The 20,780-nt window shown below is 34.1% G+C and carries 19 protein-coding genes and 1 riboswitch; of the genes, 18 read left to right on the forward strand and 1 reads right to left on the reverse strand.

Annotated features, from left to right (window positions below; translation table 11 throughout):
* Positions 1–104: 104 nt before the first annotated feature.
* The 15 genes from ACREV6_RS15005 to ACREV6_RS15075 all read left to right on the forward strand — a co-directional run bounded on the left by ACREV6_RS15005 (position 105) and on the right by ACREV6_RS15075 (position 14,845).
* Positions 105–392: a putative quinol monooxygenase gene (locus ACREV6_RS15005; RefSeq protein WP_431578850.1), complete on the forward strand. Its 288-nt coding sequence runs from the start codon at positions 105–107 to the stop codon at positions 390–392.
* A gap of 69 nt (positions 393–461) precedes the next feature.
* The gene (locus tag ACREV6_RS15010) at positions 462–629 is read left to right on the forward strand and encodes a hypothetical protein (protein WP_431578851.1); all 168 of its coding nucleotides are present in this window, start codon (positions 462–464) and stop codon (positions 627–629) included.
* Between the two features lie 62 nt (positions 630–691).
* Positions 692–1,345: an oxygen-insensitive NAD(P)H nitroreductase gene (gene nfsB / locus ACREV6_RS15015; protein ID WP_431578852.1), complete on the forward strand. Its 654-nt coding sequence runs from the start codon at positions 692–694 to the stop codon at positions 1,343–1,345.
* 201 nt (positions 1,346–1,546) lie between these two features.
* Positions 1,547–2,473 (forward strand): NTP transferase domain-containing protein, encoded by a 927-nt coding sequence (locus tag ACREV6_RS15020; RefSeq protein ID WP_431578853.1) that lies wholly within the window; start codon positions 1,547–1,549, stop codon positions 2,471–2,473.
* A 182-nt stretch (positions 2,474–2,655) separates the two neighbouring features.
* On the forward strand, positions 2,656–4,773 hold the full coding sequence (locus tag ACREV6_RS15025) for a xanthine dehydrogenase family protein molybdopterin-binding subunit (protein WP_431578854.1): 2,118 nt from the start codon (positions 2,656–2,658) through the stop codon (positions 4,771–4,773).
* Positions 4,774–4,827: 54 nt separating this feature from the next.
* Positions 4,828–5,301, forward strand: a complete 474-nt coding sequence (locus tag ACREV6_RS15030) for a (2Fe-2S)-binding protein (RefSeq protein ID WP_431578855.1) — start codon at positions 4,828–4,830, stop codon at positions 5,299–5,301.
* Positions 5,295–6,122 carry an FAD binding domain-containing protein gene (locus ACREV6_RS15035; protein ID WP_431578856.1) on the forward strand — a complete coding sequence of 276 codons (828 nt, stop codon included), beginning with the start codon at positions 5,295–5,297 and terminating at the stop codon, positions 6,120–6,122. The genes ACREV6_RS15030 and ACREV6_RS15035 overlap by 7 nt, the downstream gene beginning before the upstream one ends.
* A 25-nt stretch (positions 6,123–6,147) precedes the next feature.
* Positions 6,148–6,247: riboswitch (purine riboswitch) on the forward strand.
* 137 nt (positions 6,248–6,384) lie between these two features.
* Positions 6,385–7,659, forward strand: coding sequence for a guanine deaminase (gene guaD, locus ACREV6_RS15040; RefSeq protein ID WP_431578857.1), 1,275 nt, complete (start codon positions 6,385–6,387; stop codon positions 7,657–7,659).
* A 329-nt stretch (positions 7,660–7,988) separates the two neighbouring features.
* Positions 7,989–10,232: a catalase/peroxidase HPI gene (gene katG / locus ACREV6_RS15045; RefSeq protein ID WP_431578858.1), complete on the forward strand. Its 2,244-nt coding sequence runs from the start codon at positions 7,989–7,991 to the stop codon at positions 10,230–10,232.
* Between the two features lie 142 nt (positions 10,233–10,374).
* Positions 10,375–11,040: an acyltransferase gene (locus ACREV6_RS15050; protein ID WP_431578938.1), complete on the forward strand. Its 666-nt coding sequence runs from the start codon at positions 10,375–10,377 to the stop codon at positions 11,038–11,040.
* 280 nt (positions 11,041–11,320) lie between these two features.
* Positions 11,321–11,491 (forward strand): hypothetical protein, encoded by a 171-nt coding sequence (locus ACREV6_RS15055; protein WP_431578859.1) that lies wholly within the window; start codon positions 11,321–11,323, stop codon positions 11,489–11,491.
* Positions 11,492–11,694: 203 nt separating this feature from the next.
* Positions 11,695–12,027: a PadR family transcriptional regulator gene (locus ACREV6_RS15060; RefSeq protein WP_431578860.1), complete on the forward strand. Its 333-nt coding sequence runs from the start codon at positions 11,695–11,697 to the stop codon at positions 12,025–12,027.
* A 3-nt stretch (positions 12,028–12,030) separates the two neighbouring features.
* On the forward strand, positions 12,031–12,774 hold the full coding sequence (locus ACREV6_RS15065; protein WP_431578861.1) for a permease prefix domain 1-containing protein: 744 nt from the start codon (positions 12,031–12,033) through the stop codon (positions 12,772–12,774).
* Between the two features lie 519 nt (positions 12,775–13,293).
* Positions 13,294–13,848 carry a ribonuclease FAU-1 family protein gene (locus tag ACREV6_RS15070; protein ID WP_431578862.1) on the forward strand — a complete coding sequence of 185 codons (555 nt, stop codon included), beginning with the start codon at positions 13,294–13,296 and terminating at the stop codon, positions 13,846–13,848.
* 253 nt (positions 13,849–14,101) lie between these two features.
* Positions 14,102–14,845: a class I SAM-dependent methyltransferase gene (locus tag ACREV6_RS15075; RefSeq protein ID WP_431578863.1), complete on the forward strand. Its 744-nt coding sequence runs from the start codon at positions 14,102–14,104 to the stop codon at positions 14,843–14,845.
* A gap of 401 nt (positions 14,846–15,246) precedes the next feature.
* Here ACREV6_RS15075 and ACREV6_RS15080 read toward each other — a convergent pair whose 3' ends face one another.
* Complete coding sequence (locus ACREV6_RS15080) at positions 15,247–16,041, reverse strand: hypothetical protein (protein ID WP_431578864.1); 795 nt, start codon at positions 16,039–16,041, stop codon at positions 15,247–15,249.
* A gap of 356 nt (positions 16,042–16,397) precedes the next feature.
* Here ACREV6_RS15080 and ACREV6_RS15085 point away from each other — a divergent pair, with 356 nt between their 5' ends.
* Genes ACREV6_RS15085 through ACREV6_RS15095 form a run of 3 tightly spaced genes read left to right on the forward strand, consistent with a single transcriptional unit; the run spans position 16,398 to position 20,681 of the window.
* Positions 16,398–18,323 (forward strand): aconitate hydratase, encoded by a 1,926-nt coding sequence (locus ACREV6_RS15085; protein ID WP_431578865.1) that lies wholly within the window; start codon positions 16,398–16,400, stop codon positions 18,321–18,323.
* A 32-nt stretch (positions 18,324–18,355) separates the two neighbouring features.
* Positions 18,356–19,612: an NADP-dependent isocitrate dehydrogenase gene (locus ACREV6_RS15090; RefSeq protein WP_431578939.1), complete on the forward strand. Its 1,257-nt coding sequence runs from the start codon at positions 18,356–18,358 to the stop codon at positions 19,610–19,612.
* 40 nt (positions 19,613–19,652) lie between these two features.
* A complete protein-coding gene (locus ACREV6_RS15095; RefSeq protein ID WP_431578866.1) occupies positions 19,653–20,681 on the forward strand; it encodes a homoserine dehydrogenase in 1,029 nt (342 codons plus the stop codon).
* Positions 20,682–20,780: the final 99 nt, after the last annotated feature.

Consider the following 20,780-nt stretch of genomic DNA (forward strand, 5'->3'; position numbering starts at 1 on the left):
TTCGTACACGTACGTAAGAATTTATAATCTATAGCATAAAAGATTTAGTATTAAAATTTTCATAAAAATCAGGAATAAAAAAATATAAAGAGGAGTGAAATTGTATGATAAAAGTTATAGCGAAAAATTTTGCTAAGGGCGATAAAATTGATGAAATTTTAGAACTTGCAAAAGAATTAATAGAAACAACAATAAAAGAAGAGGGTTGTATAAAATATGAAATGTACCAAGATCTAAAAAGTCCAGATCAACTAATCATGGTAGAGGAATGGGAGACAATAGAGAACTTAAACAAGCATATGGCTTCAGAGCATTTTAAAAGGATAGTTCCACAAATGAGTGTTTATATGGATAAGAAACCAGAAATGAATGTTTGTAAAAAAGTAGTTTAAAAAAATAACTTATATATATAAGTTATGTATAAATAAATCTAATATATAATAAGGAGAGTAAAAATATGGATGGTAGGCCTTGTTAGATTTTTCTTTTCACTTAGTGATGAAGTTAAAAAATTAGAACTGCCTAATGGATATAAACCATTTTATGCTGTAGCCATAGGAAATAAAGCCAATGATACTATTTTAGGACCATCAAAGAGAAATAAAGATGTTATAAATTATATCAGATAAAAAAACTGATTTTGACTGCTTTCTAAAAAATACTAAATTATTTATAAGAGGAGGAAAAGAATATGAACTTAATTGAAATTTTAAACACACGTTATTCTGCAAAGGAGTTTGATTCTACAAAGAAAATTTCTGATGAGGATTTCAACAAAATCAAGGCACTTTTAAGACTTAGTGCATCTAGTGTTAATAGTCAACCATGGCACTTTGTAATTGCAAATACAGATGAAGGTAAAAAACAAATTAGTAAAAGCACTCAAGGGTTTTTTAATTTTAATGAAGCTAAAGTATTAGGTGCAGATCAGGTTGTTGTATTTTGTTCAAGAACTGATATGGATGAAGAATATTTACTTCATGTATTAGAAAAAGAGGATGCTGATGGTCGTTTTACTGATAAAGAATTTAAAGATAACCAACATATGGGACGTTCAAAATTTGTAAATATACATCGTGATGATATGAAAGACTTACAACAATGGATGGAAAAACAGGTATATTTAAACATTGGTAATTTTTTATTAGGGGTTGCGGCTCTTGGCATTGATGCTGTACCAATGGAAGGCTTTGATGCGAAAGTTTTAGATGAAGAGTTAGGTTTACGTAAAAAAGGATATACAGCAATTACTATAGTTGGATTAGGTTATCGAAGTGATAATGATTTTAACGCTGAATTACCTAAATCTAGATTAAAAGAGGATGATATTATTACTATGATCTAATAGATAAAAAAGAAGCTTTTTTAAGTCTAATTAATAACCTCCAAAGTTATATAAGTAGTAAATGAGTCAAGTGTCCTCACAAGAAACCCTGGGTAGAAAAAATTTCCACCCAGGGTTTCTTTAATAGTAACTATTTTGAATTTTAATAATAATAGTGTAGAATATAATAAGGTATAAAGAATCTTTTAATGAGGTGATACAGTGAGAGAGGTTGGGGGGATAATTGCTGCTGCCAACAGATATGTAGCTTATCCAATGAAAAAGGTGGGTTCAATTTCTTTAATTCAAAGAATAGTACTTACATATAAAAAAGCTGGTATATGGCCTATTGTGGTAATTACTGGCTTTGAAGATCCAGAAATAAAGTCAGCGCTTGCAAGGGAAGATGCTATTTTTATTATAAACAAGGATTATGAGAATCCTCCACTTATTGATTCCTACAAGATTGGACTTAAATATCTTCTAGGTAAGTGTAAGAGAGTTATATTAACACCTGTAAATGTGCCTATGTTTAATTATGAGACAGTGCTAAAAATGATTGAAATGAAAGATGAAATCGTTATTCCATCATATAATATGCATGGTGGACATCCACTGCTTATTGATAGTGTATATATTCCTGATATTATTAACTATGCTGGTGGGGATGGACTTCGCGGAGCCATTGATTCCTTGGGTGTTTCTATAACTTGGCTCAACGTTAATGATAGAGGAGTTACATGCTCAATTAATGATGAGGAGGAAGTAGAAGCACTTCTGCCGGCTCACAATGATAGTTTGTTTCAGCCTTCTTTAACTATAAATATAAGGAAAGAGAAGATTTTCCTCGATTCTAGATTAAGACTTCTTCTTGAGCTTATAGACGACAATAATTCTGTTAATGGAGCTTGTAAAAGGATGTCTCTATCCTTAAGCAAAGCTTGGGATATGATTAATGAACTTGAAAAAAATCTTGGGTATGAAATAGTTTTAAGAAGGCGAGGGGGCGCAAGAGAAGGGAGAACACGACTTAGTAATGAAGGTAGAGAGTTTATGGAGAATTATGATAAGTTCTATAGTGCGGTAACCAAGTATACTTGGGAGCAATTTAAAAAGTATTTTGAAGACAAAACATCCAATGATATATAATACAATGTATAAAATGTGAATTTTGTACATTGTATTTTTTTCGTTAATATTATACTTACTCTTTCAAATACTTTTTAAGAAGTATTTGAAAATTAGAAAATGATACCATATAATCGAACTAAGTAATGTATGGTAACGATAACATATAATCGGATTAAAAAGCACAGGATAAGGGGGGTATTATGAATAATATAGGAAATTCAGTTGTTAAGAAAGATCATTCAAAAAAAATATTGGGTGTGGCACAATATGTGGCAGATGTTCCTACAGATGGCGTTCTTCACGGTAAGTTTTTGAGATCAACAGTAGCTCATGCTAAAATAAAGAACATTACCTTGCCAGAATTACCAGATGGATACATGATAGTTGACAAGGACGATGTTCTTGGTGAAAATAAGGTTCATATAGTACTGGAGGATATGCCAGTATTTGCTATAGATACTGTGGAATATATTGGAGATCCAATTCTCATGGTGGTGGGGCCGGATGAAAAAATTACAGAGGAAATTGTATCAAAAATAGTAGTTGATTACGAGGAACTTCCCGCTATACTGGATATGACTAAATCAGAAATTGCTTTTTTTGATTACCATCATGGAAAAGGTGATGTGGATGGGTGCTTTGAAAATGCTGACAAGGTGTATGATGAAATTTTGAATACAGGGTATGGTGAACAATTGTATCTAGAAACTAATGGAATGATTGCAGACTATCATGAGGGTAAAATCACCGTTAGAGGGTCAATGCAATGCCCATATTATGTTCAAACAGCTGTGAAACTTGCAACAGGGCTTGAAAAGGACAAGGTTCAGATTCAGGCAGATATTACAGGTGGAGCCTTCGGTGGAAAGGAAGATTATCCATCAATACTTGCATGTCAAGTAGCAGTAGCAAGTATAAAAGCGAAAAAACCAGTAAGGGTTATTTTTGATAGAAGAGAAGATATTACCTCAACTAGTAAGAGACATCCTTCAACTGCAAGATATAGGGCAGCTGTTAAAGATGGAAAGATTACAGCAATGGATATTGATATAATATATGATGCAGGTGCATATTCAACACTTTCAGCAGTAGTACTGCAACGTGGAACAATATGTGCTACTGGAGTTTACAATATTGAAAACCTTAGGGTTCACGGCAAGGCTAACAAAACAAATACGGTTCCTAAGGGAGCTTTCAGAGGATTTGGAGCACCACAGGTATTCTTTGATATGGATCTTTTTATGAGCCACGTAGCAAAAGGTGAAGGAAGAAATAGCTTAGAATTTAAACAAGAACATATTGTAGCGCAAGGAGATGATACATCAACTAATGGAAAATTTCATTTCCACGTTCCGCTCAGCGATATGATTAAAGAAGTGGATATACTTTGTGATTACAAGAATAAAAAAGAACTTTATGACAAGCCACAACCAGGAAGATTTAGACGGGGAATAGGAATACAATTGGCGTTCCATGGTGCAGGCTTCACAGGTTCCGGAGAAAGAGACTTAATAAAAGCAGTATTAAAAGTTAAAAAGCATAAAGATGGCACTGTGGAAATACTTACTTCAAATACGGATATGGGACAAGGGCTACAAACAACTTTTGCAAAAATAGCAGGTAAAGAGTTAGGAATTCCATTTGAGCAAATAATAGTACATAACCCTGATACTGACAAAGTGCCAGACTCTGGCCCAACTGTTGCATCAAGATCACTTATGATAGTTGGAGAGCTTATACGCCGTGCTACAGCTCGGCTGAAAGATGAGTGGAAGGATGGACAGGAGCAGATTATGGAGGAGCACTACAAGCATCCAGAATTTCTTATACCCTTCTCACTTGCTGAATTCCGTGGAGATGCTTATCCCACCTATTCTTGGTCAGTTCAGTCTGTAGAGCTTGAGATTGATATGTTAACAGGTCAGCACAATGTTATAGGGGCATATGGGTCTTTTGATGTAGGAACTCCTATTGACATGAATATAGTAGTAGGACAAATGGAGGGTGGAATGCTTCAGGGCATTGGTTATTCATCAATGGAATTTATGGATCATGATAGCACAGGCCGCATTAGAAATAACAGCCTTAGCGATTATATCATACCAACAGCTATGGATGTGCCAGTTATTAAAGCTCAGATGCATGTTAACAAATATCCCTATGGGCCTTATGGAGCTAAGTGTGCAGGAGAACTTCCAAATGTAGGAACCGCAGCAGCATATATAGAGGCTGTGGAACAGATTTTAGGTAAGAAGGTTCATCACATTCCATTTACAGTAGAAGATACACTAAGAGCAATATCTGCAAAAGAGGATTAGATATAAGTAATGATATATGGAAAACCATGTTAAAATAGAGAGGAAGGTATACTCATGAAATATATTGAGTTCAAACTTAATGGAGAAAATGTTCAATATGAGGGTAGTGCATCAAATAGACTCTTAGATGTACTTAGAGAAACCTATAGACTTACTGGAGTAAAGTGTGGTTGCAAGGAGGGTGAATGTGGAGCTTGCTCTGTTATCATCGATGGGAGACTTGCTAATTCATGTATGATAGCAATGGGAAGTATTCATGGAAGTGATGTTATGACTATAGAAGGCTTTAGTAATACTGAAAGGTTTAAGGTTATTGATAAAGCCTATGGAGATGTTTCAGCAGTGCAATGTGGATTTTGTATACCAGGGATGGTACTTGCAACAGAGTGTATACTTGCAGTGACTCCACATCCAACGGAAGAAGAGATAAGACGTGGAATATCCGGAAATTTATGCCGTTGCACAGGATACAATTCTATAGTTAAAGCTATAGGAATCGCAGCAAAAGAAGGTGAAGGATTATGGTAAAATTAGATAAGGGATACATTCCAGAAACGCTTGAAGAGGCGCTTACAATAATGAGAGATGAAAAGGTTAAGCCTTACAGTGGAGGAACTGACCTTATGCTTGAAGCTGGCGAAGGTGTAAGTTATCTATTTTTGAATAAGGTAGCTGAGCTTAAGATAATAAAATCAGATTCTGATTATATAAGAATAGGTTCACAGTGTACTTTCACTGAAATAGAGGAATCAGAGGTTACACCTAGAATTTTAAAAGATGCAATGTCACAGCTTGCAGGCCCAGCTGTAAGAAATTTCGGAACTATAGGTGGAAATATAGGAAATGGATCTGCAAAGGCTGATTCAGCTTTGGTATTATTTGTTACAGATTCACTAATTAGACTAAAAAGCGCTAGTTCTGAGAGAACAATTTATATTAAAGACTTTTATAAGCAAAGAAAACAGCTTGACCTAAGAGAAGGGGAACTCATAGTTGAAGTTTTAATACCTAAAAAATATCTTGAAAATTACTATTATAAGAAGATAGGTGCTAGAAAGGCACTAGCAATTACTAGAGTAGGATTTGCAGCACTTTTTCAGGAAGAAAATGGAGTGATTACTCACGTAGCAACTGCATTTGGAGCAATAGAACCTATTATAGTTCGACATCCTGAAATTGATGAGATGTTTATAGGAAAGACTATAAGTGAAGCTAAGGGATTAAAGGATAATTACTTGAATTTATACGAAAATGCAATAAACCCAAGTGCTGGGAGAGTTTCAAAAGAATATAGGAAAACTGTATGTATTAATTTATTAAAAGATTTTTTAAATGAAAATGGTATCTAATTAATGTGTAATGTTGTAAAATAAAGAGGACAATTAAATATTATCTTGTATATATTAGAAATATGCTCTAATAGTATCTACCAGGTTGCTGTAAATATCTGACTACAAGAATAATTTGAAGCTACGCTGAATTTAGCTTTAATTATTCTATAGTCATTTAATTTAGCAACCTGTTTTTTTTATAAATTTCACAAAGTGAGCATTTTCTTAAAGTGACCACATTTACGAAATTATATAACCATACAAAAGAAGGGGGACAATAATGAAAGCACTTAAAGGCAACATAATTTTTACTGCGTCTAGTGAAAAGTTCGAAGTCTATGAAAACAGCTATCTTGTAGAGTCTGATGGAACAATTGTAGGAATATTCAAAGAGCTTCCAAGCCACTTAAAGGGGATTGAAGTTGATAATTTTGGTGATTCACTAATAATTCCTGGATTCGTAGATATGCACCTGCATGCTCCACAATTTCAGAATATGGGTCTTGGCCTAGATGAGGAACTGCTGCAATGGCTTGAAAAGTATACGTTTCCTGAAGAAGCGAAATATAGCAATGAGCAGTACGCAAGGAGGCTTTACACAAATCTTGCAAAGGAGTTGTGGAGAAATGGAACCACTCGCGTTTCACTTTTTTCTAGCATTCATAGAAATGGAACTGAAATTCTAATGGATGTCGTAAGTAAGGCGGGTATTGGGGCCTTCGTTGGAAAAGTTAATATGGATAGAAATTCACCGGATTTTTATGTGGAGTCAACTGAGGAGTCACTAGCATCTACTGAAGAATGGATATTGGCTACAAAGGACAAGTACAATCTTGTAAAGCCTATAATAACACCAAGGTTCGTTCCATCATGTTCTGTAAAACTAATGAAGGGTCTTGCAAAGCTTTCTGAAAAATACAATATTAAAGTGCAAAGTCATCTTTCTGAGAATGAAAGTGAGATCCAATGGGTGAGTGAACTCCATCCAGAGTTTGGTTCATATGCAGATGTATATGATGGAATGAAACTTCTGACTGAAAATACGATTATGGCTCATGCAGTACACAATACACCAGAAGAAATAGAGCTACTTGCAAAAAGAAACGTCTTCATAGCACATTGCCCAAATGCTAATTACAACTTGTCATCAGGTATAATGTCAGCAAGGAAATTCCTTGATGCTGGAATTAAGGTTGGACTTGGAACAGATATTGGTGCAGGTAATCAGATAGGTATATATAAGGTAATGAACCTTGCCGTTCAATCTTCCAAGATAAATTGGCTTAATAGCGGAAAGGTTGAAAGGTGTCTTACAATGTCTGAGGCCTTCTATATGGGAACAAAAGGTGGCGGAGAATTCTTTGGCAAGGTGGGGTCTTTTGAGAATGGATACTCACTAGATGCTCTGGTAATAGATGATAAAAACCTTGGTGACCGTGATTTCAGAAGCATTGAGGAGCGCCTCCAAAGGTTCATATACTGCGGAGATGACAGAAACATAACAAAACGTTATGTTGCTGGAAAACTACTTTCTGAACCGGTGGATGTAGGGTAACTGTGACTTGGGATAAATAGTAAATTGATTAGTTTGAATTTAGAGTGAGTGTCAGTGGCTGGAGTAGTGGAAAAAAAGAAACATAGAAAACAGTAAAAGGGATTTCTGAATAAGAGATCCCTTAAAACATATCTAGATTAAAATAGTTAAGTACATATATTGGTACAAAAGACCAATATTATTTATCAATTCACTCATATTGCTAGTTATATATTTGTATAATTTACAGTAATAGTATTTATATAAGAAAGACTACATTGTCTTTATGTATATATAAATTAAGTAGGTGTGCAGGTAGGTAAAGAAGAAGGGTGAGGAGGAATAGTGTTATGTCAGAAGGGAAATGTCCAGTGACAGGAAGAACAAGTAGTGCTGTAGCAGGTGGGGGAACAACTAATGAGTATTGGTGGCCAAAGCAGCTTAAGCTTAATGTTCTTAGTCAAAACTCAGAACTAAGCAATCCTATGTCTAAAGGCTTTAACTATGCGCAGGAATTTAAAAAATTAGATTATTATGAACTAAAGAATGATTTATATAAGTTGATGACAGATTCTAAGAAGTGGTGGCCTGCTGATTATGGTCACTATGGGCCATTCTTTATTCGTATGGCTTGGCATAGTGCTGGAACTTATAGAATCTATGATGGTAGAGGAGGTGGAGGGCAAGGATTGCAACGTTTTCCACCACTTAATAGCTGGCCAGATAATATAAATTTAGATAAAGCACGTCGTTTACTTTGGCCAATTAAAAAGAAATATGGAAATAAAATATCTTGGGCTGACCTTATGATACTTACAGGTAACTGCGCATTAGAATCTATGGGACTCAAGACAATTGGTTTTGGTGGTGGCAGAGTGGATGTTTGGGAACCACAGGAGGATATTTACTGGGGTAGTGAAAAAAAATGGCTTGGAGATGAGCGTAATAAAGATGATAAAGAACTTGAAAATCCTCTTGCTGCTGTACAAATGGGCTTAATTTATGTAAACCCAGAGGGACCTAGTGGAAACCCTGACCCTAAGGCATCAGCTAATGATGTACGGGAAACATTCGCTCGTATGGCAATGAATGATGAGGAAACTGTTGCTCTTGTAGCAGGTGGACATACTTTTGGTAAATGTCATGGTGCTGCATCACCGACCTATGTTGGACCAGAGCCAGAAGCTGCACCTATTGAGCAGCAGGGGCTAGGGTGGCAGAATAGCTATAAAACTGGTAAGGGCCCAGATACCATAAGTAGTGGGCTTGAAGGTGCATGGAAAGCAGAACCTATAAAGTGGACAATGGGTTACTTAAAAACATTATTTAAATATGAGTGGGAATTAGTTAAGAGTCCTGCAGGAGCTTACCAATGGTTAGCTAAAGATGTAGATGAAGAGGATATGGTAGTTGATGCCTATGATCCATTAAAAAAGCATAGACCTATGATGACCACAGCAGATTTATCACTTATTTATGATCCTATTTACAAATCAATAGCAATGAATTATTTAGGAAATCCAGAAAAATTTGCTGAGGATTTTGCCAAAGCTTGGTTTAAATTAACCCATAGAGATATGGGACCAATTTCAAGATACCTGGGACCAGAAGTTCCAACAGAAAGCTTTATTTGGCAAGACCCAGTGCCAAAAGTTAAGTATAAATTGATTAGTAACAAGAATATTTTAGAGCTTAAGATAAAGATTTTAGCTTCAGGCTTGTCAATATCAGAACTTGTTACAATAGCTTGGGAATCTGCATCAACATTTCGTGGTTCAGATAAGCGTGGAGGGGCAAATGGGGCAAGAATACGCCTAAAGCCACAAAGACAATGGCAAATTAATGAGCCGGAAAGGCTTGCCAAGGTTTTAAATACCCTAGAAAGTATTCAAATGAGTTTTAATAGGTCACATTCAAAGGAGAAAAAGGTTTCTTTAGCTGATATTATTGTATTAGGTGGATGTGTTGGTATTGAACAAGCTGCAAAAAATGCAGGGTACAACATTACTGCTTCTTTTACTCCAGGACGAACTGATGCAACCCAAGAGGGAACAGATATAAATTCATTTAGTGTTCTTGAACCAAAGGCAGATGGATTTAGAAACTATATAAAAGATAAATATGCAGTAACATCAGAAGAAATGTTAATTGATAGAGCACAATTATTAACACTAACTATTCCAGAAATGACAGTATTAATTGGTGGTATGCGTGTGTTAAACACTAATTATAAAGGATCAAAGGAGGGGGTGTTTACAAAGAGGGAAGAATGTCTTACAAATGATTTCTTTGTGAATCTTCTTGATATTAATACCCTGTGGAAGGTGTTACCTGAGTGCACAGAAAAATTTATGGGTTTTGATAGAGAAACAGAGATGAGGAAGTGGACAGCAACAAGAGTTGATCTTGTATTTGGATCAAATTCGCAACTTCGCGCAGTTGCTGAGGTATATGCATCTAATGGCAATGAGGAAAAGTTCATAGAAGATTTTGTAGCTGCATGGAATAAGGTAATGAACGCAGACCGTTTTGATGTTGAAAAGGTACCATCAAAAGCCACAACACCTATAAATCACAAAGAATTTCATAAGTAACATTTTAGACTCTAGTGAAATATATTCTAATAGTGTCATTAGGGTACACTTCATTGCGACAGTTTTCATATAATGTTATAATATTCCTAAATAGTTAGGTCGTAACCGTATTTTATTGCGAAATACATTAAGGAGGATTATGATGGGCATTTCCGTTGATGAACTTTTTACATTGAGAGAATTAGACGCACAAGCAATATTTGAAGGGGTTAAGCATCCTTGGGAAGTTCTTACAAGAATTAATGCTTTCATTTTTGAGTACGCAAAAACTTTACCAAATGATTTTGAAAGAATAGAAGAATTTATATGGGTTGGCAAAGGCACTACTATTGAAAAAAGTGTTCTGATAAAAGGTCCAGCGATTATCGGTTATAATTGCGAAATCAGGCATTCTGCTTACATTAGAGAAAATGTTATCATTGGTAATGATGTTGTCGTTGGAAACTCAACTGAAATTAAAAATTCAATCCTCTTTAATAAAGTACAGGTTCCGCATTATAATTATGTTAGTGATTCAATATTAGGGTATAAATCTCATTTGGGGGCAGGTGTAATAACCTCTAATTTAAAATCCAATGGAACGTTAGTAAAAGTAAAATATGGTACTAATATTATTGACACTGGTTTAAGGAAATTTGGTGCAATTTTAGGTGATTCATCGGAAGTAGGATGTAATACAGTTTTAAACCCAGGGACAATATTAGGAAAAGGTAGTATTGTTTATCCATTATGTTCTGTGAGGGGTTATATTCCAGAGAATAGTATTTTGAAAAATAGTGGTGAAATTGTAGAGAGAAAACAAAGTTAAGTAACCAGAATATTTGTCCAGAATTTTGTATTCAAAGTAAGTTTTACAGTATTTTACTTCGACACATTCTTATATTGTTTAACAACTAAGGCCACATGTTGGAATTAATATCTAGCATGTGGCCTATTTTTACATGTTAACTATACTATAAAATATGTAGTATTCATAGTAAACTAAGAATCTTAACTCTTTAATTTTTATACTTTGTTTATTCTAGAACTATACTTAAGAATTATAGTAAACAAGGTACTTGTAGCTAAGACCGGATGAAAATCAAATTGTGCAGAATTATCTTGCCAGAGAGGGTGGCGAATTGCAACATTTCAGAGCGGATACCAGTGCTGAGTATGGAGATTGGTTAGTGGATACCTGCGGGAAATTAGGGATTAAAGTGATTGAATCAAGGCCATGGGATACTGTTGTAGATAGGATTATAGAAAGCATACTGTAGCGTATAATACCAACACATTATGAATATACTCTTTAGTTGGTATTAGTCATAACTTGCGACACAACTGTAGAATATGAAGGTGTAAAGATTTGTACTTAAACATAGATTTAATTAAGTCTGTGTTTTTTTATGAAATTATATAGCATAAACTACTTTACAGCATATAGTAGTTTATGCTATTATGTAATTGGGGGTGAGAAAAATTGGAAATAAATAAAGAGATGATAAAAGGATATATTGAAGGTATAATATTGAGCCTTTTAGTAGGTGAAGATTTATACGGATATGACATTGCCAACAGGATAAGAAATATAAGTAAGGAAACATTTGAGATTAAAGAGGGAACAATGTATGTTGTCTTAAAAAGACTTGAAAATAACGAGCTAATTTCCCCCTATTGGGATGATACTGAAAGTGGTGGAGGAAGGCGCAGATATTACAAAATTACAGCCGAAGGAACAAATTATTTAAACAATAAAAAATCTGAATGGATATTTTTTAAAAATATTATTGATACATTTTACAAGGGGGAATAATTTATGAAACAGATTGATAAGTATGTTAATTCAGTTTACAAACATGTCGGTGGCAATAAAGAAGAAATTGAAGCATTAAAATATGAGATGAAAAATCATTTGGTGCAATTGATAGAAGAGTTAAAATCTGAAGGGAATTCTGAAGATGAAAGTATTTCCATTGCAATTAGTAGATTTGGTGAAGAAAATCAAATTGAAAATGAATTAATTGGTATATTTAAATTTGTAAACAAGAATGCAAAAAAAGCATTAATAATAGCAGGAGTCTTTCTCTTAATAACCATAATATCCCGTTCTGTTTCTATAATCGGCACCGACATTTATTGGAAACAAATTTTGACAAGAAATGATGAAATTTATAAGATAATGAGTTCATATAGAAAAGATAACATAGATTCTATAAATAAAAATATTAGTACAGTATTTAATAAATCTAAAAAAAAGCTTATATATGTAGCACTGGCTAATCCATTAAATGATAATTTTAAGTTGGAAAATATAGAATATATATATCCAAGTGATTTTCAAGGTGAAGTTGTTGAGGATGGTATTGAAGCTACGAGCAAGCAGATTACTACAGAGAAGGGTAGCAAAAATTTAATTATAGGTAGCAATAATGAAAACGTTCCACTTAGGTATCTAAGGAAAATAGGTATGTCATCATTTGTCTGGCTTGGTTGTTGCCTTATATCAATCATTGCTTGGTTTTTAATAAAGTTTGACTTCCGTATTAATTTTAGGCACTGATTAAAGATGTTGCTTCGGAACATTCTTATTAGACGTCACAAACGATAAAAGTTTGTGGCATTTTTACTTATGATGACTTAGGAAAATATATTGATATAAAAATGCTAATATCCTAATCTTTATCTTTATGTTATATTATGGTATTATTAAGCCGGTATCGTAGAATATTGTTCACCCGAAGATTTTATCATAATGGTCATATTATGGAATTTGATTTGCTTACTTGGATTGAGTGCGCTGAGGTGGAGGTGGCATTATCTGCTGAAGAACAATATTGCCTAGGTTATAATGCTGGTAAGTCTAATGGCTTTGTATAATAACATTCTTAAATGGAGGAATGATTTATGGAGTATAACTTAGAATTTTGTAATATATTAGATAGACTTGTGCAGAAATCAAAATACTATAAAATAAATCTACCAAATTGAGAATATGATTGGAGAAAGGATAAAAATTAATGTCATGTTTTTTATTATGTCGTCTGTAATTAAATGCGGTTCTTAAGATTAGGGGGAGAGTATGAAAAGAAAATATATCGATCACAGTAAGTGGGAAAGAATAGAAAAAAACAAGAACATATTATTTAATACGTATCAAGAACGATTTAACGGATATGCTTCAGCTATTTTTATAGAAAAAGTACACGAGAAACTTGTATGTAGTTTTGATAAGCGGCAGGTTTGCGTTTTAGATGATGGATATATATTGATACAACGGTTGCCTATTGAAAAGAACTGGTCTGTAACTACTATATTTGATGAAAACAATAATATTATCGATTGGTATTTTGACATAACAAAGCAAAATGATATTGATATACACAGTCAACCCTTTTATGATGACTTATATCTTGATGTTGTTGTATTTCCTTCAGGTGAAATAATTTTATTAGATGAAGATGAAATTAATAAAGCATTAGAAAATGGAGATATTACACAAATGGACTTTGACCTTGCCTATAATGTAGCAAACCAAATTATAAATGGCATGGCAAAAGATGTTTTATCCTTATCAAATATGAGCTATGATGATTTGGAATTTTTTAATAAACAATTAGGTACAAACTATGACTAATTAGGATATTATGAAATTCTGCTAATTCATAATATCCTTAAAGGGTTCACTATTCATGTCTTTAAGGGCATTAGGACCTTGTAAGAAAGAATGAATTAGTTATAACTATACGAAGGTTGTTTATATAACTGGAAGTTGAGGGTGTTATGATGAAAAAGAAGGAAATAACAAACATTTTTTACAAGTTACGTCACAATTGTATAATTATGCGAACGAAACATTAATTATATTTTATGTATGAAAGGACAGTTATATGGAAAGTAAAACTATACTTAAAGTTAACAAAAAATATTGGAATGCAAATGCTGATAAATGGTTTGGTACTACTGCCATGCCTAAATATGGAGTTCAATTTGTTACAGAAAATGAGTTACATTTATTTGGTGATGTAACAGGAAAAACAATGCTTGAAATTTGTTGTGGAAGTGGACATTCATTAAAATATCATGCAGATAGAAACGCAGGAGAATTATGGGGGCTTGATATTTCACAAAAGCAACTTGATAATGCTGAAAAATTTCTTGCTGAAAGCAATTATTATCCTAAGTTAATATGTTCTCCTATGGAAGAGGAATGTGGTATACCTAAAAATTATTTTGATATTATTTATTCAATATATGGAATAGGTTGGGCTACAGATTTGGGAAAAGTTTTTCATAGGATCGCTTCGTATTTAAAAAAGGATGGTATTTTTATATTTAGTTGGCAACATCCTTTAAATGGTTGTGTAATGGTAAATGATGGACAACTTATTTTTAACAAAAGTTATTTTGATGAAGAATGTCATACACAAATAGTTCATGGTATGGAAATGATGTTTCCTATCAGGAAAATCTCTACATATATAAATGCTATGATAGACGCTGGATTTATTATTGAAAGTATGATAGAACAAACCGATGAAGATACCTTGCAAATGATAGGAGAAATTGATGATAAGTCGAGGAAAGCACAAAAACTTCCGTTATCTTTTGTTTTTAAAGCAAGAAAGGCATAGTGTATTAATTTGTATATCATTTAGTACGTAACATTTTTTTAATGGGATATGTTGTAGAACTTTTAATTAGGCTAATAATGGCTAGTTAGAGGTACTGAAGGTTTAGTTTAATATAATTGAGGAAGTGCCACAATAGTAAACCATTGAGTGGCAAATTAAAGATGTAAAACAGCCCAATAAATAGTTATTTGTAGGGATGATTGGAATGACTTATCGTAGAGTTCCTATTATTTATTTCCCACAAGAGACGAATGGAATCAATATGACAAGAGCATCTGTGTTTGGGGATAGAATAGATTACACCTTGTTTGATTTAAAAAAATATTTTGAGTCTAAAAAGTCTAAAACAAATGTTGATAGTCACAAATGCAGATTAATTAGTACATATAATGGGAACAAAATTAGAAATACATATCCTCTTGATTTATTGAAAGAAACTTTTCCTTATCTAATATTATTTTTTCATTATCAACAGTAACAATCTTGCAAAATGGGTCGCCATTAAGCATAGCTAAACTTGCTTTTGCCTTCCATTCTTCGACAGTTACAGTTTCTCTTTTTACTAAAAATTTAACCAAATCATAACAATCCTTTTGCATGATATAGAGCTTAAAATCAGGACATTCTTTATTGATAAGGTATAAATCTATATCCTTCCATATAGTCTCAATGGCAGCTTGCCTTTCAATTAGGCTTTGCATTGACAAATCACCTGTACTCATTGCCTTAGCAAGTTTTTGTTCCCAATGTTCTGGCTTCCAATTAAGGCTTCTACTCATGTGTATTAGCCATTTTTCATGGGGTATATACTCATTATTGGCTATAAACAAAACTTCAATTAGTGGAACAATTGCCTTGCTAAGGATAAAATGGCCTTGTAATGCATCCCCTCTATGAATCCATATATCTCCTGCAAGTTTATAGTACCACCAAGGGCTAAACATTAATCCTTGTGCTATAAAGGGGCTGGTCTTATTACTCAATTTATCTTCCATAAGCTCTGCTATTTTACCTTTTGGGTCAAATAATATTTTAGAATAGGATAGATCCCATAGTGCTACACTATCCCATAAGCGCTCTTTCTCACTTTCTAAAGCAACAACTTTTATATCATAAAGATATCCACTCAGCTTTACAATTCCAAGGGGTATAGGTGACTTTCCCTTTTGCCACTCGTCATATTGATTTTTATTCAAAAAAATTACTATGTCTATTTCTGAGAGATGATCGGCATATCAATAGTAGTCTTCAATTATTAAAGAAGTATGAAACTTTAAGTAATGTCTTTTTTATTGGGTCCAGTTTTTGTCTTCATAGAATAAATTTTATTAAATAAATCTTGACTAGTAAATATTTGAATTATATACTTAATTTATATAATATGTTTTTATCTTCAATAGAGCATATACTAATCACAATATAACATATGCTAATCATAATATAACATATGCTAATCATAAGATAACATATAAAAGTATGAAATGTTTTGCATTTGATTTAAAAGGGAATCTGGGGATTGGAACACTAAAATTTAAAATTAGGGGGAATTAAGATGTCAGGGACAATTACCGAAAAGATTTTGAAGGAGCATATTGTAGAAGGTATACCTAAAGCTGGTGAAGAAGTAGCTATAAGAATTGATCATACACTAACCCAGGATGCAACTGGGACAATGGCTTACTTACAATTTGAGGCCATTGGGTTAAACCGTGTGAGAAGTGAGCTAAGTGTGAGCTTTGTGGATCATAATACGCTGCAGTCAGACTTTAAAAATGCTGATGATCACCGTTATTTGCAATCGGTGGCAGCTAAATATGGAATTTATTTCTCAAGACCTGGAAATGGTATTTGCCATCAGCTTTTTTTAGAGAGATTTGCACGTCCAGGAAAGACATTAATTGGTTCTGATAGTCATACACCAACTGCAGGTGGAATTGGCTGCTTTGCACTTGGTGCAGGCGGTCTTGACGTTGCTGTTTCAATGGCTGGTGAAACTTTCAAACTAAAATATCCGAGGGTGGTTGGGGTAAAGCTTACTGGAAAGCTTCAAGAATGGGTTTCTGCAAAGGATGTAATTCTTGAGGTGTTACGCCGCATAAATGTTAATGGAGGAGTAGGCAAGGTACTTGAATATTGTGGTGCCGGTGTTAAAAATTTAAGTGTTCCGGATCGTGCTACTATAACAAATATGGGAACAGAAACAGGATGCACTACAAGTATTTTCCCAAGTGATGAAGTTACAAGAAAATTCTTAAAGGCTCAAGGAAGGGAAGAGCAGTGGGTAGAGCTTATACCTGATGAGAACGCTGAGTATGATGAAATTATGGAAATTAACTTAGATGAAGTGGTACCAATGGTAGCTCTTCCTCACAGCCCAGGCAAGGTTACTACAGTGGCTGAAATAGCTGGATTAGAAGTTGATCAAGTAGCTATAGGTTCCTGCACTAATTCATCTTTAAGAGACCTTTTAATTGTAGCAAAAGCTATAGAAGGTAAGAGGATTTCAGAGAAATTGCATATGACCATCAGTGCTGGTTCCAGGCAGGTTGTAGAACACCTTATTGACAGTGGAGACATGAAGCACCTTGTTAAATCTGGTGCTAGAATGCTTGAAAATACTTGTGGACCATGTATTGGAATGGGAAGTGCACCTTGTTCTAAGGGCGTTTCTGTAAGAACTTTTAATAGAAACTTTGAAGGAAGAAGCGGTACAAAAGATGCTTCAGTATACTTGGTAAGTCCTGAAACTGCTGTTGCAACAGCAATTGCAGGAGTACTTACTGATCCAAGAACTCTTGGAAAGTGTCCAAATTTTAAAATGCCAGAGGGATTTTTAATTAATGATAATATGCTTATTAGGCCGTTATCTCTGGAAGATGCTAAGGAGGTTCAGGTTCAGTTTGGTCCCAATATTGCACCACTGCCAGATTTCTTCCCACTTGAAGATGTACTTACTGGAGAAGCACTTATTAAGCTTGAGGACAATATAACTACGGACCATATAATGCCTGCAGGCGCTAAAATACTTCCTCTAAGAAGTAATGTACCTGAAATATCAAAATATGTTTTTGAAGCAGTGGATAGTAATTTCTATAACCGTGCAAAGGAAAAGAAGGGCGGATTTATTATAGCTGGTGACAATTATGGTCAGGGTTCAAGCCGTGAGCATGCTGCACTTGCACCAAAGTATCTAGGGGTTAAAGCAGTTATAGTAAAATCCTTTGCAAGAATTCACCTTGCTAATCTTATTAACTTTGGAATTGTGCCACTTACATTTAAAAACCCAGCAGATTATGAAAAGATTGAAGTGGGTGATGAACTTGCGGTTATTATTGGGGATTTAAAAGGCGCAGTTATTTTAAAGAATATAACTAAGAATATAGACATTGAAGTTACTCATACACTTTCAGAATCTGATGCAGAAATCTTGAAGATTGGCGGAAAATTATCTTGGATTAAGAGCAAAATCAATTATTAAAATTAATAATTTTAGGGGGATAAATTATTATGATAAATAAGATTGAGATGACAGTTCCACTGGTAGAGATGGACGGAGATGAAATGACTCGTATTCTATGGAAAATGATTAAAGATATACTTCTTCTGCCCTATATAAATTTGAAAACTGAGTACTATGACCTTGGAATTAAGGAAAGAGATAATACAGATGACAAGATTACAGAGGATTGTGCAGAGGCAATTAAAAAGTATGGTGTTGGTGTAAAATGTGCAACAATTACTCCTAATGCAGACAGAGTAGTGGAATACGATTTAAAGAAGATGTGGAAAAGTCCTAATGGAACAATAAGATCTATCCTTGATGGTACAGTTTTCCGTGAACCAATTATAGTAAATACAATTAAATCCTATGTGAAGACATGGAAAAAGCCAATAATAATTGCAAGACATGCTTATGGAGATGTTTATAAGAATCTTGAATATAAAGCAGAGGAACCAGGAAAAGCAGAACTTGTATTTACAAATAATGAGGGCACAGAAATTTTTAGACAATGCATTCATGAGTTTAAAGGCAAGGGTGTATTAATGTCAATGCATAACCTTGATAAATCAATTGAAAGCTTTGCTAAATCCTGTTTTAATTATGCATTAGACAAGAAGATTGACCTTTGGTTCTCTTCAAAGGATACAATTTCTAAAATTTACGATGCTAATTTTAGAGAGATATTCAATGATGTATATCATAAAGAATATAATGGAGAGTCATTTGCTCACAAATTTGAGGGAGCTGGACTGACATATTTCTATACTTTAATTGATGATGTAGTTGCTCGTATTATAAAGTCAGAAGGTGGAATGCTTTGGGCATGCAAAAACTATGATGGGGATGTTATGTCTGATTTAGTGGCTTCTGCCTTTGGAAGTCTTGCTATGATGACCTCAGTACTTGTTTCTCCAGAAGGATATTTTGAATATGAGGCTTCCCATGGTACAGTACAGAAGCATTACTATAAGCATCTAAAGGGGGAGAAAACTTCAACAAATCCTATGGCTACAATCTTTGCATGGACCGGCGCACTTAGAAAGCGTGGAGAACTTGATGGCAATTTAGAACTGGTAAATTTCGCAGATAAGCTAGAGTCTGCATGTATTGAGACTATCGACCAAGGAATTATTACAAAGGATTTAGCGGAATTATCAGAAGCTGCTAACAAGAATATCGTTACTTCTGAGGAATGGTTACATTTAACAGCTAAATATCTTGAAGAGCTTCTAACAGTAAAAGATCTTGAGGAGCTCCTTGCGTAGTAGTAAAATTAGGTGAATACGCAGGTAAAAGGAGAAATATATGAGAGTTGCAATCATTGGTTATGGTGGAGTTGGAAGAGCATTTGTACAGCTTATTAATGACAAAAAGGATTATTTGCAAAAGGAAGGTTTCCAAATCCAAGTGAATTATATAATTTGCCGTCATGGCGGCGTATATAATTCAGAAGGAATTGACCTTAAAGATTTTATGGACTTTGGAGAAAATGAGAGAGATATCACAAAATATCCTAAGGGAGGGGGTGCGGGGGTTTCCTTTGGAAAAATGCTTCAAAATAGAGATGTGGATGTTGTTATAGAATTAACACCAACGAATAAAGAAACTGGTGAGCCTGGAATGACCCATATTAGAAGATCCCTTCAATGTGGTATAAATGTAGTTACTGCTAATAAAGGTCCAATTGTCTTGGCATATAAAGAGCTGAAGACCATAGCAGATAAAAATAATGTACAGCTGGGAATTGGTTGTACTACTGGCGGTGCGCTACCCACCATAAATGGAGGGCTCATAGATCTTGCAGGTAGCGATATTCTTTCTATTGAAGGTGTACTAAATGGAACTACAAATTTTATTATTGATGAGATGGAAAGCAGCGGAGTCACTTATATGGAAGCTTTAAAGAAGGCTCAAAGCCTGGGAATTGCGGAAACAAATCCTAGCTTGGACGTAGAAGGATGGGATACTGCAACAAAATTATTAATTCTTACAAATGTATTGATGAATGAGGAAAAATCCTTTGAGGATATATCTGTGGAGGGGGTAACACAAATTACTCCTGAGGAAATTAAAAGCTCTTTGGAAGAGGGGTATAAATACAAGCTAATTGGTAAAGCAGTAAAAGAAAATGGAGAGATACAAATGACTGTTAAGCTTGAAAAATTAGATAGCGCTCATCCCCTTTATGGAGTGAATGGAAAAAACAAAGCTATACGCTATACAACTGATGTTTTGGGAGACTTAACAATTATTGGAGGTGCCTCTGGAGTTATAGCGGCGGGTGCATCACTTTTAAGGGATTTGATTAATATTAACAGGGGATATAGGTTTTAAAGATAGTGCTCTATAGCTAAATAAATGCTATAGAGCACTTGAAATTGTTAATTGGAGGGATAACAATTGATAATTGTTATCTGCTACTAAGCAAAACGG

Origin of the sequence: Clostridium sp. (genome assembly GCF_050717515.1) — a bacterium.
Classification (GTDB): Bacteria; Bacillota; Clostridia; order Clostridiales; family Clostridiaceae; genus Clostridium_AD.

Coding starts and splice junctions, on each gene's coding strand:
- ACREV6_RS15005 (WP_431578850.1), top strand. CDS start 105: ATGATAAAAGTTATAGCGAAAAATTTTGCTAAGGGCGATAAAATTGAT.
- ACREV6_RS15010 (WP_431578851.1), top strand. CDS start 462: ATGGTAGGCCTTGTTAGATTTTTCTTTTCACTTAGTGATGAAGTTAAA.
- nfsB (WP_431578852.1), top strand. CDS start 692: ATGAACTTAATTGAAATTTTAAACACACGTTATTCTGCAAAGGAGTTT.
- ACREV6_RS15025 (WP_431578854.1), top strand. CDS start 2,656: ATGAATAATATAGGAAATTCAGTTGTTAAGAAAGATCATTCAAAAAAA.
- ACREV6_RS15030 (WP_431578855.1), top strand. CDS start 4,828: ATGAAATATATTGAGTTCAAACTTAATGGAGAAAATGTTCAATATGAG.
- ACREV6_RS15035 (WP_431578856.1), top strand. CDS start 5,295: ATGGTAAAATTAGATAAGGGATACATTCCAGAAACGCTTGAAGAGGCG.
- guaD (WP_431578857.1), top strand. CDS start 6,385: ATGAAAGCACTTAAAGGCAACATAATTTTTACTGCGTCTAGTGAAAAG.
- katG (WP_431578858.1), top strand. CDS start 7,989: ATGTCAGAAGGGAAATGTCCAGTGACAGGAAGAACAAGTAGTGCTGTA.
- ACREV6_RS15050 (WP_431578938.1), top strand. CDS start 10,375: ATGGGCATTTCCGTTGATGAACTTTTTACATTGAGAGAATTAGACGCA.
- ACREV6_RS15065 (WP_431578861.1), top strand. CDS start 12,031: ATGAAACAGATTGATAAGTATGTTAATTCAGTTTACAAACATGTCGGT.
- ACREV6_RS15070 (WP_431578862.1), top strand. CDS start 13,294: ATGAAAAGAAAATATATCGATCACAGTAAGTGGGAAAGAATAGAAAAA.
- ACREV6_RS15075 (WP_431578863.1), top strand. CDS start 14,102: ATGGAAAGTAAAACTATACTTAAAGTTAACAAAAAATATTGGAATGCA.
- ACREV6_RS15085 (WP_431578865.1), top strand. CDS start 16,398: ATGTCAGGGACAATTACCGAAAAGATTTTGAAGGAGCATATTGTAGAA.
- ACREV6_RS15095 (WP_431578866.1), top strand. CDS start 19,653: ATGAGAGTTGCAATCATTGGTTATGGTGGAGTTGGAAGAGCATTTGTA.